General features: G+C 70.3%; 15 protein-coding genes. 9 read left to right on the top strand and 6 right to left on the bottom strand.

Going from position 1 to position 16,066, the window contains the following annotated elements; all coding sequences use genetic code 11:
* The first annotated feature begins 78 nt into the window (after window positions 1-78).
* The 7 genes from ACZ63I_RS02590 to ACZ63I_RS02560 all read left to right on the top strand — a co-directional run bounded on the left by ACZ63I_RS02590 (window position 79) and on the right by ACZ63I_RS02560 (window position 6,892).
* Window positions 79-2,268 (top strand): FtsK/SpoIIIE domain-containing protein, encoded by a 2,190-nt coding sequence (locus ACZ63I_RS02590; RefSeq protein ID WP_469334624.1) that lies wholly within the window; start codon window positions 79-81, stop codon window positions 2,266-2,268.
* A gap of 221 nt (window positions 2,269-2,489) precedes the next feature.
* The gene (locus ACZ63I_RS02585) at window positions 2,490-2,648 is read left to right on the top strand and encodes a pRL2-8 (protein WP_469334622.1); all 159 of its coding nucleotides are present in this window, start codon (window positions 2,490-2,492) and stop codon (window positions 2,646-2,648) included.
* A gap of 84 nt (window positions 2,649-2,732) precedes the next feature.
* Window positions 2,733-3,656 carry a bifunctional DNA primase/polymerase gene (locus ACZ63I_RS02580; RefSeq protein ID WP_469334620.1) on the top strand — a complete coding sequence of 308 codons (924 nt, stop codon included), beginning with the start codon at window positions 2,733-2,735 and terminating at the stop codon, window positions 3,654-3,656.
* Entirely contained in the window at window positions 3,653-4,006 is a 354-nt protein-coding gene (locus tag ACZ63I_RS02575) for a hypothetical protein (protein ID WP_469334619.1), read from the top strand. Before ACZ63I_RS02580 ends, ACZ63I_RS02575 begins: the two co-directional genes overlap by 4 nt.
* Window positions 4,003-5,148, top strand: coding sequence for a DUF3631 domain-containing protein (locus ACZ63I_RS02570; RefSeq protein WP_469334618.1), 1,146 nt, complete (start codon window positions 4,003-4,005; stop codon window positions 5,146-5,148). The genes ACZ63I_RS02575 and ACZ63I_RS02570 overlap by 4 nt, the downstream gene beginning before the upstream one ends.
* Window positions 5,149-5,339: 191 nt before the next feature.
* Window positions 5,340-5,582, top strand: a complete 243-nt coding sequence (locus ACZ63I_RS02565; RefSeq protein WP_469334617.1) for a helix-turn-helix transcriptional regulator — start codon at window positions 5,340-5,342, stop codon at window positions 5,580-5,582.
* 71 nt (window positions 5,583-5,653) lie between these two features.
* Complete coding sequence (locus tag ACZ63I_RS02560; protein WP_469334616.1) at window positions 5,654-6,892, top strand: tyrosine-type recombinase/integrase; 1,239 nt, start codon at window positions 5,654-5,656, stop codon at window positions 6,890-6,892.
* A gap of 78 nt (window positions 6,893-6,970) precedes the next feature.
* On the opposite strand, the gene ACZ63I_RS02555 is transcribed toward ACZ63I_RS02560, so the two are convergent.
* Window positions 6,971-7,732 (bottom strand): phosphoglyceromutase, encoded by a 762-nt coding sequence (locus ACZ63I_RS02555; protein WP_469334615.1) that lies wholly within the window; start codon window positions 7,730-7,732, stop codon window positions 6,971-6,973.
* Between the two features lie 173 nt (window positions 7,733-7,905).
* Between ACZ63I_RS02555 and ACZ63I_RS02550 the strand changes: the two genes are divergently transcribed.
* Entirely contained in the window at window positions 7,906-8,406 is a 501-nt protein-coding gene (locus ACZ63I_RS02550) for a hypothetical protein (protein ID WP_469334614.1), read from the top strand.
* Window positions 8,399-9,508, top strand: coding sequence for a nitric oxide synthase oxygenase (locus ACZ63I_RS02545; RefSeq protein WP_469334613.1), 1,110 nt, complete (start codon window positions 8,399-8,401; stop codon window positions 9,506-9,508). Before ACZ63I_RS02550 ends, ACZ63I_RS02545 begins: the two co-directional genes overlap by 8 nt.
* Before the next feature lie 13 nt (window positions 9,509-9,521).
* Here ACZ63I_RS02545 and ACZ63I_RS02540 read toward each other — a convergent pair whose 3' ends face one another.
* The 5 genes from ACZ63I_RS02540 to mshA all read right to left on the bottom strand — a co-directional run bounded on the left by ACZ63I_RS02540 (window position 9,522) and on the right by mshA (window position 15,916).
* A complete protein-coding gene (locus ACZ63I_RS02540) occupies window positions 9,522-11,135 on the bottom strand; it encodes an MFS transporter (RefSeq protein ID WP_469334612.1) in 1,614 nt (537 codons plus the stop codon).
* A 63-nt stretch (window positions 11,136-11,198) separates the two neighbouring features.
* Entirely contained in the window at window positions 11,199-12,062 is an 864-nt protein-coding gene (locus ACZ63I_RS02535; RefSeq protein ID WP_469334611.1) for a M12 family metallo-peptidase, read from the bottom strand.
* Between the two features lie 177 nt (window positions 12,063-12,239).
* Window positions 12,240-13,907: a glycosyl hydrolase family 28-related protein gene (locus ACZ63I_RS02530; protein WP_469334610.1), complete on the bottom strand. Its 1,668-nt coding sequence runs from the start codon at window positions 13,905-13,907 to the stop codon at window positions 12,240-12,242.
* A 64-nt stretch (window positions 13,908-13,971) separates the two neighbouring features.
* Entirely contained in the window at window positions 13,972-14,580 is a 609-nt protein-coding gene (locus tag ACZ63I_RS02525) for a type III secretion system chaperone family protein (protein ID WP_469334609.1), read from the bottom strand.
* Window positions 14,573-15,916, bottom strand: a complete 1,344-nt coding sequence (gene mshA / locus ACZ63I_RS02520) for a D-inositol-3-phosphate glycosyltransferase (RefSeq protein ID WP_469334608.1) — start codon at window positions 15,914-15,916, stop codon at window positions 14,573-14,575. The genes ACZ63I_RS02525 and mshA overlap by 8 nt, the downstream gene beginning before the upstream one ends.
* Window positions 15,917-16,066 lie beyond the last annotated feature (150 nt).

Genomic DNA, 16,066 nt, shown 5'->3' with positions numbered 1-16,066 from the left:
GTCATCCGCCAAGACAGCCGGCCGTCGCGGGTCCCTCACTCATCCGCCCCGCAGGGGCAGACAGGAGCACGTCTCATCATGTCCGACAACGTCATCAGCCTGCACAAGAACGCCCCTGCCGACGAGCCGGGGCCGCCCGTCCTCACCGTGGTGCCCGACCCGGCGCCCCCGGCGCCCGTGCCCCTGTGGGTCCGCTCCGGCCGGACCATAGGACGCGCCGCCCAACACGAGCGCACCCGCGCCGGCGGCCGTGCCCTGGCCCGCCACTCCCTCTACCTCACGGGCGGGGCGGGGATCGTTGCCCGGCGGGCGTGGCAGGGCCGCACCGTGGCGGTGCACCACCAGATGCGGGCCGCCGCAGTGGCCGCAGGCAACCATGAGCTGGCTGCGGAGTGGCAGGAGAAAGCCGACCGCTTCCGCACCGACCGGCACCGCCGCCGGATGGAACTGATCGCGGGTGTTCCGCAGATGGCCCGGTCTGCGGCGATCGGCGTCGCCGCAACTGAGGGCGCGCTGTTGCTGCTCGGTGCCTGCATGGCTGTCCACGACCACGACGTGCATGACGTGATCGCGCCGACGCTGGCCGCAGTCGATGCGATCCGCGCCGTGTGCTGGTTTATCGGCGTCGCGTGGGGGCCCGCTCTCGCCCTGACGCTGCTGGTCGGGCTGTCTCATCTGTGGCGGGCCGGCCAGCAGCAGCAGACCGCACCCGCGTGGGCCCGCCCCGCATCCGGGGCCATGGACGATGTCCCAGTCACCCCGTCCGTCGTCGTCAAGGCCCTGTCCGACCTGGGCATTTCCGCGCTGCGCAAGGCCGTGAAGGAGATGGCAGACGGCGCGGCCGGCATGCTCGGGCCGATCACACTGGCCGGCTGCGGGGTGGAAGTCGATGTCACCCTGCCCTCCGGGGTGAGCACCGAGGAAGTGCTGGGCAAGCGGCGCAAGCTCGCCGAAAACCTCAACCGCCATGAACACGAACTGCACATGACGATCCCGCCGGCCGCACGGACCGTGCGCATGTGGATCGCCGACTCCGGCGCCCTTGACCAGCCGATCGGCCCCTCGCCGCTGGTCACCGACCCGGACGCCAGCGCCGACATGCACCACGCCCGTGCCCCGTGGGGTGTCGACCTGCGCGGGGATGCAGTGCTGGTCTCGCTGTGGCAGAAGCACATGCTCATCACCGGCCTGTCCAACCAGGGCAAGACCGCCAGCCTGCGGGCGCTGGCCCTGTGGCTGGCGCTCGACGTCCGGGTGGAGTTCCGCATCGCCGACCTCAAGGGTGTGGGTGACTGGCAGATGTTCGACGGCATCGCCACCGTCCTCATCCAGGGCCCCACCGATGACCACGTCATCGAGGCCACCGAGATGCTCGAAGAGGGCGTGCGGGAGATGGCCGACCGCATCGCGTTGATGCGGGAGCTGACCGCGAAGGGCTGGAGTCAGGACAAGATCCTGTCCGACCTGCGGTTCAACCCCCTGGTCTTCCTCATTGACGAAGCCCAGGTGGCCTACGGCTCCGGCGCCCGGGAGACCTACGTCACCGAGAGCGGCACCGTCCGCTACGGCGCCTCTTTCGGGGGGTCGAAGGCGGACAGCCGCTACTTCCAGGCCGTGAAGAAGATCCACGACCAGGGACGCGCGGTGAACGTCACCACCTGGGAAGGCACCCAGGACCCGACCAACGAGAACCTGCCCAAGCGCTCCCGCGAGGGCAACCACATCCGCGCCTCACTGGTCCTGGGCACCGAGTCCCAGTCCCGCATGGCCGTGGGCGACTCCGTTGTCGATGCCGGCGCGGCCCCGCACAAGCTGCGCCAGGGTCTCGACAAGGGCACCCTTGTGGTGGCCGGCGACGGGGTCAAACTCGCCCCCGGCCAGCCGTCGGTCACCGCCCGGACCCACTACATCGGGCCCGAGGACGCCGAGGTCATCGCGGAGCGGGCCAAGGCCCTGCGCGCCGGGGTGAAGACCTCCACCGGGTCGGAAGCCCCGGCGCGGGAGGTTGACCACCTTGCCGACGTGGCCGCCGTCCTGGCCACCGAGGAACGCATGAAGTCCGACGAGGTCCGCCAGCACCTGGCAGGACGGTGGCCGGAGGTCTACCGGTCATGGTCCGCGTCAGACCTGGTACAGGCACTCAAGCCGTTCGGCGCGGAACCGCGCAAGTACAACGGCAACCAGATGATCTCCCGGGCCCGCGTCCTCGCCGCGATCGAGACCCGCGCCGACGAGACCGACACCGGCGAGGAGATCAACGCACAGTGACGGGGAAGCGGTTGGGGAGGCGCACACATCCTGGGGAGTTCTCCCCAACCGCCTCCCCAACCCGCCTCACCCGCACTGATCTGCGACAACACCCCAGATGGGGAGCGTGGGGAGGCTGGGGAGCCACCCTCTCCCGACCCCGGAACCACCCCCGCAAACGGCCCCCGCGCAGGCACCATCCACCCGCCTCCCCGATACGCAAAGTAACCAGGATGGGAGTAATGGCCAACCCCCACAACCCCCCGCGCGGCGAATGCCGCCAGTGCTGGGCACACGCCCACGACCGCAGCATCCACGCCGCCCAGGACCAGCGCACCGACTGCGCCGACTGCGTCAGCCACATGCACGGACGCCACCCCGACCACCTGATCGTCAAGTAGCAGCACCGAGGGCGGCCCCCGTCTCGCCAAAGTCACGGGCCGCCCTCGCCTGCCAGTCCCCCGAAGAGAACTGGAGACACCAGCATGACCCCATCCGCCGACCCAAAGCGACCCCTACTCGCCGCCGCGCTGGAAGCGGCCGAACGCGGCTGGGCGGTGTTCCCGCTCCGTCCCGGCGGCAAGCGCCCTGCCCTGCACGGCGAGAGCGCCTGCCCCGGCACCGGGGACTGCGCGGGCGGTCACCGCAAGTGGGAGGACCGGGCCACCACCGACCCGGACCGCATCCGCCGCGCCTGGGCGGTACGCCCGTTCAACATCGGTATCGCCGCCGGACCTTCGGGCTTGGTCGTGATCGATCTCGACATGCCCAAGACCACGGGCGTCAGGGGCAGTTCGGACACGCCTACCGGCGTGACGACCTTCACGGCGCTCTGCGAGCGCGCCGGCCACGCCGTCCCCACCACCTACCGGGTGCGGACTGCGAGCGGCGGACAGCACCTGTACTTCACCGCCCCTCCCGGGGTGCGGCTGACCAACACGGCAGGCACCATTGCCCCGTTGGTCGACACCCGGGCATCCGGCGGGTACGTCGTCGCCGCCGGGAGCACCACCCCCGCCGGACCCTACGAAGCTCTGTGCGGCCCTGAGACGGCCGCCCTGCCCGGTTGGCTGCTGAGCATCCTCCAACCGGCCCCCAAGCCCGTACAGGCGCCCCCACGGGTCGTAGCGGGGCAATCCCGCCGGTATGCGGATGTAGCGCTCGACAACGAGGTGCGCAACGTCGCCACCGCCGGCGACGGCACCCGCAACACCACCCTGCTACGGGCCGCACGCGCCCTGGGACGGTTCATCGCATCCGGCGACCTCCCCCGCGTCCGGGTTGAGGAAGCTCTTAGAGGAGCGGCGGGGGCCAACGCCACACAGTCGCAGCGCTACTACGACGACGTGATCCGCCGGGCCCTGGACTGGTCCATCACCCACAACCCGCCACGGGGCAGGGCCGCATGACCACCCCCCCGCGCTCTAAGAGCCTCACCGCACCGTCCGACAACCCCCGCGACGCCGAACTGGCCGTAGTACGTCCGGCCGTGGGCGGGCCGAGGGTCGTCGCCGAAGGCGTCCCCACTGCTGTTCATCCTGAGCCGCAGTACGGCGACGGGCGGTACATCAGCGGGTGCCTGACCATCCGTGCGCCCTACGGCGCGACACCCAGCGCCACGTCGTGGTGCGCGTGCGGCCGTGACCTGTTCGCCATCGGCCTCAGCCGGGTCCTCGCCCTCACCGAGGACCACACCGCGCACCGAGACACCTGCCCGCTCCGCAACGGCACGACCAAGGAAGGGAGGGCCGCCGCATGAGCGACATCATCGACGGCGCCGCGCTGCTGAACGAGGTGGAAGCCTTCCACCGCCGGTTCAACGTCTTCCCCAGTGAAGCGGCCTACGTGGCTGTGGCGTTGTGGGACGCGCACGCGCACCTGCTCGACTGCTTCGACTCCACCCCCCGTCTCGCGTTCCTGTCCCCGGAACCGGGGTCGGGGAAGTCGCGGGCGCTGGAAGTCGTGGAAACCCTCGTTCCCCAGCCGATGACGGCCGTCAACGCCAGTGCGGCGGCCCTGTTCCGGTCCGTGTCCAACCCCAACGGCCGGCCGACGATCCTGTTCGATGAGATTGACACGATCTTCGGTCCCAAGGCAGGAGATAATGAGGAGCTGCGCGGGTTCCTGAATGCAGGTCACCGCCGTACCGGGGTCACCTACCGGTGCATCGGCGACGGCGGCAACCAGACCGTGCAAGCCTTCCCGTCCTATTGCGGAGTCGCGGTCGCCGGACTCGGAGCACTGCCGGACACGATCATGACCCGATCCATCGTGATCCGCATGCGCCGCCGGGCCCGCAACGAAAGCGTGGAACCCTTCCGCGCCCGCAGCCACGAAGCGGAAGGGCACAAGCTCCGTGACCGCCTCGCGCAGTGGGCCGAACACGCCCGGGGGTTCGTCATGGGCGCGTGGCCCGACATGCCCGACGGCGTCTCCGACCGCCCGGCCGACGTGTGGGAACCCCTGCTCGCCATCGCCGACGCCATCGGCGGCACCTGGCCCGACCGGGCGCGGGACGCGTGCGTGACGCTCGTGACCGCGTCCCGGGCCAACGACAAAGGCTCTCTTGGCGTCCGGCTGCTGACCGACCTGCGCGACTACGTCATGGTCGGCATCGACCGCCTGCCCACCGTGGCCATCCTCGACAGGCTCAACGCCCTGGACGACGCCCCATGGGCCGATCTTCACGGCAAGCCGCTCGACAACCGGCGCCTGTCCAAGATGCTCGCCGAGTACATGACGGCCGACAACGAGCCCATCGCCTCCCGCAACATCAAGACCGCCGGGAGCGTGCTCAAGGGCTACTACACCGCCGATCTCTGGGACGCGTGGGCCCGCTACTGCCCCCCACCCCCGGAAAGTCCGCTACCTCCGCTACCGGGCACCGAAAACCTGGCCTGACCAGCAACAACGGGGTAGCGGCAACCAGCCATCCGGTCCGCTACCCCGCCGCTACCCATCCGCTACCGCTACCCCTCCCGCTACCACAAACAGGCCCCCTGACCTGCACGGTAGCGGCGGTAGCGGACGTAGCGGCCCTGACAGGAGGGGGCAAGGGCCCCTCAGTCCGTTCCGCCCTCGGAGGCAGCAACGTGACCACCAAAACCCCGGCACCCGACGCGCGCACCACACTGCGCGCCGGCCTGCCCGACCGCTATCTCACGCCCGACGACATCGCCGGACTCTTCAAGGTGCCCAAGGAAACCGTCTACGCCTGGCGCAAGAAGCGCACCGGGCCTCCCAGCTTCCGTATCGGTAAGCACGTGCGCTACGACCCTGCCGAAGTGCAGGCCTACGTCATTCAGCTCAAGAACGTCGACCGCGTAGCGGCCTGACGCAGTCATACGCACCGCCAGGGGTGGCCGTTCACCGGCCACCCCTGATCCGTGTCGAGAAGGGGCCTCCAATGGCAGGCAGCATCCAAGACCGCTGGTTCAAGACCGAGACCAACGCCGACGGCAAGACCGTCCGCGTCAAGACCGAGCGCTACGGGACCGGCATGCGCTATCGGGCTCGCTACTTCGCGCCCGACGGAAAACGCAAGGGGAAGTCCTTCCCCGACGGACAGAAGCGGCTCGCCGAGCAGTGGCTGAGCAAGGTCACGGCGGACGTGGCACGCGGCGACTACATCGACCCGAACGCGTCCCGGACGTCCTTCCAGGAATTCGCAGAAGGGTGGCTTGCCAGCCAGAGCGGGGACCCGAACACCCGGGCATCGATGCAGTCTCAGCTCAAGCTGCATGCCTTCCCGCGCATCGGGACCCGACCCCTGGGCTCCTTTCAGCCCAGCCACATGCGGGAGTTCGTAACACAGCTCGAAGCGTCCGGCATGTCCGGCGCTTACGCCCGTGTGATCTTCTCCAACGTCCGCGCGATCCTCTCCGCCGCTGTCGAGGATGGCTACCTCCGCCGCAACCCCTGCCACTCGCGCACGGTGACGCTCCCGGAGATGGGGCAGCGCCGTGTTGTCCCGTGGCAGCCGGACCGCGTCTTCGCCATGCGGCGTGCCATGGTCGAGCGCTTCCGGCCCATGGTGGACATGGGCGCCGGATGCGGCCTGCGACAGGGCGAGATCCTCGGCCTGTCCGTGGATGAGCTGGACCTCGAAAGCGGCATCCTGCACGTGGTGCAGCAGCTCAAACTCAGCCTGAGCAAGCCCGTGTTCGCACCGCCGAAGGGCGGCAAGCTCCGCGACGTCCCGCTTCCCGATCCCGTAGCCGAAGCACTCAAGGAGCACATCAAGCGGTTCCCGCCCGTGGAGATCACGCTGCCGTGGATGCGCGCGAACGGCCGGCAGGTGACCAGGCGTCTGATCTTCACCGGGCCCAACGGCGGGCACGTCTGGCGCACTTCACTCAACGAGGATCACTGGAAGCCCGCCCTGGCGTCCGTCGGTGTCATCCCGAAGGCCAAGAGCCGTGAGCACACCGCTGCCCGCGAGCACGGCATGCACGCGCTGAGGCACTTCTACGCGTCCGTTCTCCTGGACGCGGGGGAGAGCATCAAGGCCGTCAGCGAGTACCTCGGGCACTCCGACCCTGGCCTGACGCTGAAGGTGTACGCGCACCTCATGCCGAGCAGCCGGGACCGGGCCCGGAAGGCGCTCGGGCAGGCACTCCGGCCGCCGGAGGAGTCGCCACGCTGAGGTCCCACAGTGGGCCCAAGACGTGAAAACGCCCCCGACCCGCGCCGTATGCGCAGGTCGGGGGCATGATCAGCGAACCTACTTCTTCTTGCCCTGGTTCTTGACCGCTTCGATCGCGGCCGCTGCCGCGTCGGCGTCCAGGTAGGTGCCGCCCGGCTTTACCGGGTGGAAGTCCTTGTCGAGGTCGTAGACCAGCGGGATGCCCGTCGGGATGTTCAGGGCTGCGATGTCCTCGTCGGAGATGTTGTCGAGGTGCTTGACCAGGGCGCGGAGGCTGTTGCCGTGGGCTACCACCAGGACCGTGTGGCCTGCCTGGAGGTCGGGGACGACGTTGTCGTACCAGTACGGCATCATCCGGACGACGACGTCCTTGAGGCACTCCGTCCGGGGGCGGGCCTCCGGGGGGATCGTCGCGTAGCGGGGGTCGTTGATCTGGGAGTACTCGCCCTCGGCTTCGAGGACCGGGGGCGGGGTGTCGTACGAGCGGCGCCAGAGCATGAACTGCTCCTCGCCGAACTCGGCCAGGGTCTGGGCCTTGTCCTTGCCCTGGAGGGCGCCGTAGTGGCGCTCGTTCAGGCGCCAGGAGCGGCGGACCGGGATCCAGTGGCGGTCGGCTGCCTCCAGGCCGAGCTGCGCCGTGCGGATGGCGCGCTTCAGGAGGGAGGTGTGGAGTACGTCGGGGAGCAGGCCGGCGTCCTTGAGCAGCTCACCGCCGCGGACCGCCTCCTTCTCGCCCTTGTCGTTGAGATTGACGTCCACCCAGCCGGTGAACAGGTTCTTCTCGTTCCATTCGCTCTCGCCGTGGCGGAGGAGGATCAGTTTGTACGGTGCGTCGGCCATGGGCCAGAGCCTAATAGACCCCGTCGGCGCCCCCGCCGCGCCGGGTGTGCTTCCTGTGCGCCGCCGCCGGACGGGTGAGGGCCGTACTGGCGGGGGCGGTCTCCGGGGTCGAGGTGGGCAGCATGGGCCTTTGGTCTTGCCGGCCTCTCCCGTCCCGCCTCCTGGAGGATCCCTTGTCCGCTCCGCGCCCGCGCCGCGCCCTCGTCGGTCTCGCCGCCGGCCTCGGCGCCGTGCTCGCCGTCGCCGGGTTCGTACTGCCGCGATCGGCCGCACCCGCCGATCACGACGACGACACCACCGTCCTGTCGTGGGTGGCGGAGAAGCAGGTCGACACCGAGCCGCGGCATCCCGACGTCGGCGACAGTTGGGTTACCTATCTTCAGGTGCGCCAGGCATCCGGTGGCAGGCCGGGTGAGGTCGTCGGCGACGGGAGTGCTCGGTGTTCCGCCGTCGCCGTCACCCCCCGCGGCATCATCACCCAGTGCCAGCGCGTCCTGCGCACCGACCGCGGCACCATCGCGCTGAGCGCCATGATCGACCGGTTCGGCGCCGGGCCCTACACCGGTCCCTCGGCCGTCGTCGGCGGCACGGGCGCGTACGCGGGAGCCGAGGGGCAGGCCACGATCACCCTCGACGGGCCGGTCGTCCGCTTCCGTATCGAGCTTGATGACTGACCTAACCGCGGCCGATGCGGTGACGGATCCGGCTGCCTACGCCGAGGCCGCCGCCTTTCTGCTCGGCGCCCACTGGCTCACCGACAGCGAGCGCACCGTCCGTACCGCCGCCGTCCGCGCCGAGCTGCGTGCCACCGGGGCCTACCGGCACACCCCCGAGGAGTTGGCGCACGGCGCCAGGGCGGCCTGGCGCAACCACGCGCGGTGTGTGGGGCGGTTGCACTGGAAGGCGCTGCGGGTCATCGACCGGCGCGATGTCACCAGTGCCGAGGAGGTGTTCGACGCGTGCGTCGGCCATCTGCGTACGGCATCCGCCGACGGGCGGCTCCAGCCCGTCATCACCGTCTTCCCGCAGCGCGCGCCGGACGGCTCCGCGATCCGGATCTGGAACCCGCAGCTCATCCGGTACGCCGGCTACCGGCACCCGGACGGTTCGGTCACCGGCGACCCGCTCCACGCCGAACTGACCTCGTTGGCACAGTCGTTGGGGTGGCAGGGGCGCGGCGGCCGGTTCGACGTACTGCCGCTGGTCGTGCAGATGCCGGGCGAGGACCCGCGCTGGTTCGAGCTGCCGCCGGACGCCGTGCTCGAAGTGCCGCTGACGCACCCGGAGTTCGGCTGGTTCGCGGAGCTGGACCTGCGTTGGCACGCCGTCCCCGCGATCTCCGACATGCGGCTGGAGATCGGCGGGATCGACTACCCCGCCTGCCCGTTCAACGGCTGGTACGTCGGTTACGAGATCGGCGCCCGCAATCTCGCCGACACCGACCGCTACGACCTGCTGCCGCTCATCGCCGCGCACATGGCCATCGACACCTCGTACGACTCGACCCTCTGGAAGGACCGGGCGCTCATCGAGCTGAACCGCGCCGTGCTGCACTCGTTCCAGCAGGCCGGTGTCCATCTGGTCGACCACCACACCGTGACACGGCAGTTCGTGACGCACGAGAACCGCGAGCGGCGCACGGGCTATCCGCTGTCGGCCGACAAGCACTGGATCGTGCCACCGCTGTCCGCGTCCACCACCCCGGTGTTCCACCGGCCGTACGAGACGATCGACGCGCGCCCCAACTTCTTCCGCCAGCCCGCCGCTTGGCGATGAGCGGCCGGGCTCCTCACCGGACCTGCGTACGGCCCGGCGCCGCCACCGCGTTCGTCCCCGTCACCTTCGTACCCGGGTGCAGGTACGAGCAGAGGAACGCGACCGCGAGCGCGCCCGCCATCGCGTAGAACACCGCCCTGTTGGCCTCGGCGAAGTCCGTCCGGATCGCGCCGATCGAGTCCCGCAGCGCACTGGCGACCGGGCCGGAGCCGGTCGGTGTGCGGGAGTCGGCGTTGCCCGTGATGGATTCGGCGATGGTGTGGGCCGCGCTGTGCGCCGGGCCGTCCGGGACGCCCTTGGCGCGCAGTGTGTCGACGACCCGGTTGGTGGTGACATGCGTGAGGACCGTACCGAACACGGCGAGGCCGATGCTGGCCGCGTAGTTGCGTACGGTCTGGGTGATGCCGGTGACCTCGCCGTACGACGCGCCGATCGCGCGGTTGACCGCGTCCGTCGAGGCGGGCGCCAGCAGGAAACCGATCCCGGCGCCGGCCAGCGCGGCGTACGGCCACTGGTCGTGCATGGACAGGTCGGTCATCTTGCTCGCCCACAGCGCGAACCCGATGGCCCCCAGTGCGCTGCCGAGCTTCATGGCGGGGCGCGCGCCCCGGCTGTCCAGGATCCGGCCGCCCCACTGGGACGCGATGCCGAAGCCGATGAAGAAGTAGAGGAGGTAGAGCGCCGCCTGGTTCGGGGAAGCGCTCAGCGAGACCTGCGCGTAGACCGAGGCGAAGAAGAAGACGGGGACGAAGGCGAGCATCGCGAAGAACAGCACCACCGTGTCGACGGTGAACGCCCGGTCCTGGAAGACCCGCAGCTTGATCAGCGGATGCGCCTGCCGCAGCTCGTACACACCGAACAGCCCCAGGATCAGCAGGCCGCCGACGATGCAGGCCCAGGTCGTGGCGCTGCTCCAGCCCCAGGCCGACGCCTGCTGGAAGCCGAGCACGCTCAGCGCCATACCGCCGGCGACGAGGATCGCGCCGGGTACGTCGAGGGGTTCGCGGCGCGCGATGTTGGGGATCTTCGCCAGCGCCGTCAGGACGAGGGCGATCAGCGCGACGGGCACGTTGACCCAGAAGATCGCCCGCCAGGTCCAGTCGGTGAGCCAGCCGCCGAGCAGCGGGCCGACGGCGGTCAGCGCGCCGGACAGGCCGAAGAACAGCGCCAGGGCCCGGCCGCGCCGCTGCACGGGGAACACCGCGATGACGACGGCGAGCGCGGCGGGGAACATCAGCGCGGCGCCGAGGCCCTGGACGGCGCGGAAGATGATCAGCCAGCTCTGCGCGAAGCCGTTGTTCGGCACGCAGCCGCAGAGGACGGACGACAGCACGAAGACCAGTGTGCCGATCACCATCACCCTGCGGTGCCCGAAGATGTCGGCCAGCCTGCCGCCGAGCGCGAAGAACGCCGCCAGGGCCAGCAGATAGGCGTTGACGACCCACTGCATGCCGGACGCCGACAGACCGAGTTCGTGGATGATGTCCGGCGCGGCGATGGCCACGATGGTCTGGTCGATGAAGGTCATCGAGACGGCGAAGAGCATCGCCGCGAGGGCCAGTTTCTGGTTCGGTGCGTGTTCGGCGTCGTCGCTCGTATGGACACTGTTACCGGCATGCTGACTCATGCCGGAATTGTCCACCGTGTACCGGGGAATTCTGATTATCCCCGGTACACCAGGCACGGCGTGTTACGAGGCGGAGCCGCCGAACGCGCCCATCTCGACACCCGCGTCCGCACCCGCGTCCGCACCTGCGTCCGTACCCGCGTCCGTACCCGCGCCGGGCGCCACAGCTTCGGGGCCCTTCTTCGCGGTCGGCGCCGGCAGCGTCCAGTTCGCGGCGAGCTGCTTGAGACCCGGGGTCTCCAGCGAGGTGAACTTGCCGCCGTCGGCAGCGGCCGTGTAGCCGCCGTTGGGCGAGCACATCACCGGCAGGAATTTGTCCGTCGTCAGGTCGCACTCGTACGAGGCGACCGTGCCGTCACCGTCGAGGTCCTTGTTGGGGTGGTCGAGCCCGATCGTGTGGCCGATCTCGTGGACGACCGCGTTCTTGATCTTCGACGCGTTGACCGTCGCGTCGGTGCTGAACCAGTTGGGCACGGTCCAGTACTCGGTGTCGATCCACGCCCAGCCGCCCCACGCGCTGCGGTCGGCGGTGTTGTAGCAGTTCCAGCCACCGGACATGCCCGCCTGGCCGTCCAGCGGGCGGTACTTGGCGCCCAGGGTCAGCACATGGCGCGGGGTGGTCGAGCAGGCTTCCGTCGACGCCTTGACGGTCGTCGACAGGGTGAACTTGATGCCCGTCACCGAAGTGAGCTGCGCCGCGGCCTGCTTGGCCGCCGGTGTCAGCTTCGTCTTGGCGTCGGCACTGCCGAACTGGATGGTGTAGCCGGTGCCGTCGCCGGACAGCGAGTGGATGTCGGGGAGGGCCTTCCAGCCCTTGCCCGAGTAGACCTGCGTGCCGGCGGCGCTGGCCGACATCGCGGGCAGCAGGCCGAGAGCGGCGCCGGCGGCTATGACGAGGAGATTGCGGCCCAGACGAGTGTGTTTCATACCGTCCCCGTGGTGTGTCGTGGTGTCTGAGGGCGTCGTTGTCTCAGATTCGGGCGACAATACAGGCCAATGCCTGACGGTCCGTCACCGGTGGTGGTAACGAATCGGGACGGCGAGTGGAAGCTTTCATGCGGCGCGCGGCATGCGGCGCGTAGCACGCAGCACGCGGCACGGGCGTCAGTGGGGCAGTGTGCGCTGGGCCTCGTACAGATTGGCGGGCGAGACCTCTTCGGGACGTCCGTAGGACTCGCTGCGCGTGTGCAACTCGCCCTCGAAGTCCGGCACATCGATCTGATCGAACTCACGCACCTCGCTGATGCCCACCGTCGCGCTGTACGGCGCGATCTCGTCGATCTTGACCAGCCCGGCGCGTTCGTTGGTGACGATGATGTTCCAGTGCACGAAGCGCGCGCCGTAGAGCGGGCCCGCCGTACCGTCGCCGCCGTGCCGACCGTCGTTGGCGACGGTGATCTCGGTCCGTACGGCGGCGAACGGCAGCCCCCGGTGGGTGTCGAACGTGCCCGTCTCCATCCGGCCGCGCGACCAGACGTTGTAGCTGGACAGCCCCTCGACGTTGACACCGTGCACCTGGGTGCCCTCCGGCGCCGGGACCGTGCGCTGCTCGATCACGAAGTCCTCGACGAGGTTGTCGTGCGATCCCTCGCGGCAGTAGTACGGGTGGTGCGAGCCGCGCCCGGCGACGCGGGTACGGCGCAGGGTGCAGGCGGAGGCGGCGACGAGGCCGAAGCCGTTGTCGACGTGCCGGGCGACGATGTCGTCGGCCCAGCAGTCGTAGGCGCACTGGAGGACGACGCCGTTGTGACCGGTGTCCAGCAGATGCGGCGACTGCGGTGTCTCGGCCGCCTCCAGCGTCAGCGCCTCGACGCCCGAGCCGGTGAGCGGGGTGACGAGGGTGGTGAGTCGGGGAGACCACTCGGGACGCGCGTCGAGGGGCAGGGGGCGCTCCAGGGTGACGCGGCCGGGAGCCGCGGCTGCCTTCGCGTGTACGTCTACGTCGGGGTCCGTGTCCGCGTCCACCGCCACGATCCGTACCGGCCACTCGTACGGCAGGTACGACCTCAGCTTCGTCTTGCCCGCCCAGTCGTACGTGGCGGCTCCGGGGCCGTCCCCCGCCATGTGCGCCAGCAGTGTGTGGTCCGCGTCGTCGGCGAGCTGGAGGAGTACGAGCTGCCCCGGCCGCAGCCGTGACACGTCGGCGGCCCGGACCGTACGGTCACCGCGCGCGGCGGGCGCGAGCGCGGTGAGGGGCTGCCAGTCGGCGCGGTCGTTGCCGGTCCAGCCCTCGTGCGGCGAGCGCCCGGCCCTGATCGCGTCGGTCAGCGCGGTCCAGCGCTCCTGCGGGCAGAGCCACAGCAGCCCGCCCGCCCAGGACCAGGAGGACTTCCGGCCGCCGTCGCGCGGACCGTAGCGGCCGATCAGCTCGGTGAGGTCGCGCGGGGCGTACAGGGTGGTGCGGTCGCTGCCCGCGCCGCGCAGTACGACACCGCTGTGGCCGATCCTGATCACATCGTTGATCAGATACCTGCCGGGCGGCACGGTGACCGTGCCGCCGCCGCGCTCCCCCGCGGCGGCGAGGGCGCGGTTGATCGCGGGCGCGTCGTCCGTGACGCCGTCGCCCACGGCGCCGTACTCCCGTACGTCGGCCACGACCGGATACGCGGGCAGCCGCTCGGCGCCGCCGCACCGGCCCGCCTGTCCGACGTAGGGGATCTGCGGATGGGTGTAGGGCGCGCCGGCGAACTCGCGCCAGAGTGCGGACGTACCACCCATGCGCGGTTCCCCCTCGGATCGCTCCCCTGAATCGCCGTCTGCCGCATCGAGCATGTCACGATAGAAAGCGCTTACGGAAGGGCCAGGGACCGAGTGAAAGAACCGTCAGGCGGTTGCCTCAGTCGGCCGGCCGCTGCGTCAGATGTGCGAAGGCGTCCAGGTTCCGCGTCGGCTCGCCGCGCGAGACCCGCCACGCGTACTCCTTGCGGATCGCGGTCGCGAACCCCAGCTCCAGCAGGGTGTTGAACGACCCGTCCGCCTCTTGGAGGACCGAGCCGAGCAGTCGGTCGATCTCGTCGTCGGACACGGCCGCCAGCGGGAGCTTGCCGGTCAGATAGATGTCGCCGAGCCGGTCGACCGCGTAACTCACCGCGTACAGCTTGAGGTTGCGCTCCAGCAGCCAGCGGTGGACGGCTTCGGTGTTCTCGTCCGGGTGCCGGACGACGAAGGCGTTGACGGAGAGCGAGTGCTTTCCGACGCGCAGGGAGCAGGTCGTGGACAGCTTGCGGGTGCCGGGGAGGGTGACGACGTACGACCCGGGCTCCGGGCTCTCCCACTCCAGTTCGGCGCCCTGGAGCGCCCGCGTGACGATCTCGGCGGCGCGCTCTTCGGCGCCGCGCGATTCGCCCTGCTTCTGCCCCTGCTCCTGACTCTGACTCTGCTCCTGACTCTGCCGCTGCCCCTGCTCCCGCCCCTGTTCCGGCCCCTGTTCCCGCTCGTCAGCCATGGTGCGAGCGTACGCGACGGCGCCGGTCGTGGACCGCCGCCGTGTACACGTCCGCCGTCGCCGCCGCCGCCGTACCCCACCCGAAGGACTGGGCGTGCCGGGAGGCCGCGCCGCCCATGCTGTCGACCAGCTCGGGGTGGTCGACGAAGCGGCTCAACGCGTCGGCGTAGGCGGCCGGTTCGTGGCCGGACACCAGAAAGCCGGTCTCGCCGTCCCGTACCGCGACGGGCAGTCCGCCCACCGCCGCCGCCACGACCGGGGTGCCCGCCGCCTGCGCCTCTATGGCGACCAGGCCGAAGGACTCGCTGTACGAGGGCATGACGAGCACGGAAGCCGCCCTGAACCAGTCGGCGAGCTGCGTCTGCCCGACCGGCGGCCGGAACCGTACGACGTCGGCGATGCCGAGCCGCGCCGCGAGCTTCTGCAACCCTTCGGGCTTGGCGAGCCCCGACCCGCTGGGGCCGCCGACCACCGGCACCACGAGCCGCCGGCGCAGCGACGGGTCGCGGTCGATCAGTACGGCGACGGCCCGCAGCAGGATGTCGGGGGCCTTGAGCGGCTGGATGCGGCCTGCGAAGAGCGGGACGAACGCGTCCTGCGGGAGCCCGAGCCGGGCGCGGGCCGCTGCGCGGCCGTCGGCGGGGGCGAAGCAGTCCAGGTTGACGCCCGGGTGCACGACGGCGGCCTTCGCCGGTTCCGCGTCGTAGAAGCGGACGAGGTCGGCGGCTTCCTCCGCCGTGTTGGCGATCAGCCGGTCGGCGGCCCGTACGACCTGGCTCTCGCCGATGACGCGGGCCGCGGGCTCGGGGGTGTCGCCTTCGGCGAGCGAGGCGTTCTTGACCTTCGCCATGGTGTGCATGGCGTGCACGAGCGGGACGCCCCAGCGTTCGGAGGCGAGCCAGCCGACGTGCCCGGAGAGCCAGTAGTGCGAGTGGACGAGGTCGTAGTAGCCGGGGCGGTGGCCCGCCCACGCCTGCATCACGCCGTGCGTGAAGGCGCAGAGCTGCGCGGGCAGCTCCTCCTTGGCCAGGCCCTCGTACGGGCCTGCGTCGACGTGTCGTACGAGCACACCGGGCGCCAGCTCCACCGCGGGCGGCAGTCCGCCGGTCGTGGCGCGGGTGAAGATCTCGACCTCGATGTCGATGGCGGCCAGCCGCTTGGCGAGTTCGACGATGTAGACGTTCATGCCGCCCGCGTCGCCGGTACCCGGCTGGTGCAGCGGGGAGGTGTGGACACTCAGCATGGCGATACGGCGCGGTCTGCGGGGCTGGCCGGGGATGCGGAGCCGGGGAGGTGCGACCAACGTGCCGGCGATGCGGGACACGTACTGGCTCACTACGACGGTCCTCTCGCTCTGGGCGTGACGCGCGCTCTACGCCTTGCGCGCGCGTTCCGTGCACAACAAAGAGAGGGCATCAATGCCCTCCGCCACTGGCAACAGCGGACGGGATCTCCGCATTTCCGTTTTGCCAAATCATTACCGAGG

The organism is Streptomyces sp. NPDC087906 (genome assembly GCF_055584925.1).
This window is presented reverse-complemented; position numbering and strand designations above follow the sequence as displayed.

Excerpts from the sequence above, each read along its gene's own strand:
- ACZ63I_RS02590 (WP_469334624.1), top strand. The coding sequence starts at position 79 with ATGTCCGACAACGTCATCAGCCTGCACAAGAACGCCCCTGCCGACGAG.
- ACZ63I_RS02585 (WP_469334622.1), top strand. The coding sequence starts at position 2,490 with ATGGCCAACCCCCACAACCCCCCGCGCGGCGAATGCCGCCAGTGCTGG.
- ACZ63I_RS02580 (WP_469334620.1), top strand. The coding sequence starts at position 2,733 with ATGACCCCATCCGCCGACCCAAAGCGACCCCTACTCGCCGCCGCGCTG.
- ACZ63I_RS02575 (WP_469334619.1), top strand. The coding sequence starts at position 3,653 with ATGACCACCCCCCCGCGCTCTAAGAGCCTCACCGCACCGTCCGACAAC.
- ACZ63I_RS02570 (WP_469334618.1), top strand. The coding sequence starts at position 4,003 with ATGAGCGACATCATCGACGGCGCCGCGCTGCTGAACGAGGTGGAAGCC.
- ACZ63I_RS02560 (WP_469334616.1), top strand. The coding sequence starts at position 5,654 with ATGGCAGGCAGCATCCAAGACCGCTGGTTCAAGACCGAGACCAACGCC.
- ACZ63I_RS02555 (WP_469334615.1), bottom strand. The coding sequence starts at position 7,732 with ATGGCCGACGCACCGTACAAACTGATCCTCCTCCGCCACGGCGAGAGC.
- ACZ63I_RS02545 (WP_469334613.1), top strand. The coding sequence starts at position 8,399 with ATGACTGACCTAACCGCGGCCGATGCGGTGACGGATCCGGCTGCCTAC.
- ACZ63I_RS02540 (WP_469334612.1), bottom strand. The coding sequence starts at position 11,135 with ATGAGTCAGCATGCCGGTAACAGTGTCCATACGAGCGACGACGCCGAA.
- ACZ63I_RS02535 (WP_469334611.1), bottom strand. The coding sequence starts at position 12,062 with ATGAAACACACTCGTCTGGGCCGCAATCTCCTCGTCATAGCCGCCGGC.
- ACZ63I_RS02530 (WP_469334610.1), bottom strand. The coding sequence starts at position 13,907 with ATGCTCGATGCGGCAGACGGCGATTCAGGGGAGCGATCCGAGGGGGAA.
- ACZ63I_RS02525 (WP_469334609.1), bottom strand. The coding sequence starts at position 14,580 with ATGGCTGACGAGCGGGAACAGGGGCCGGAACAGGGGCGGGAGCAGGGG.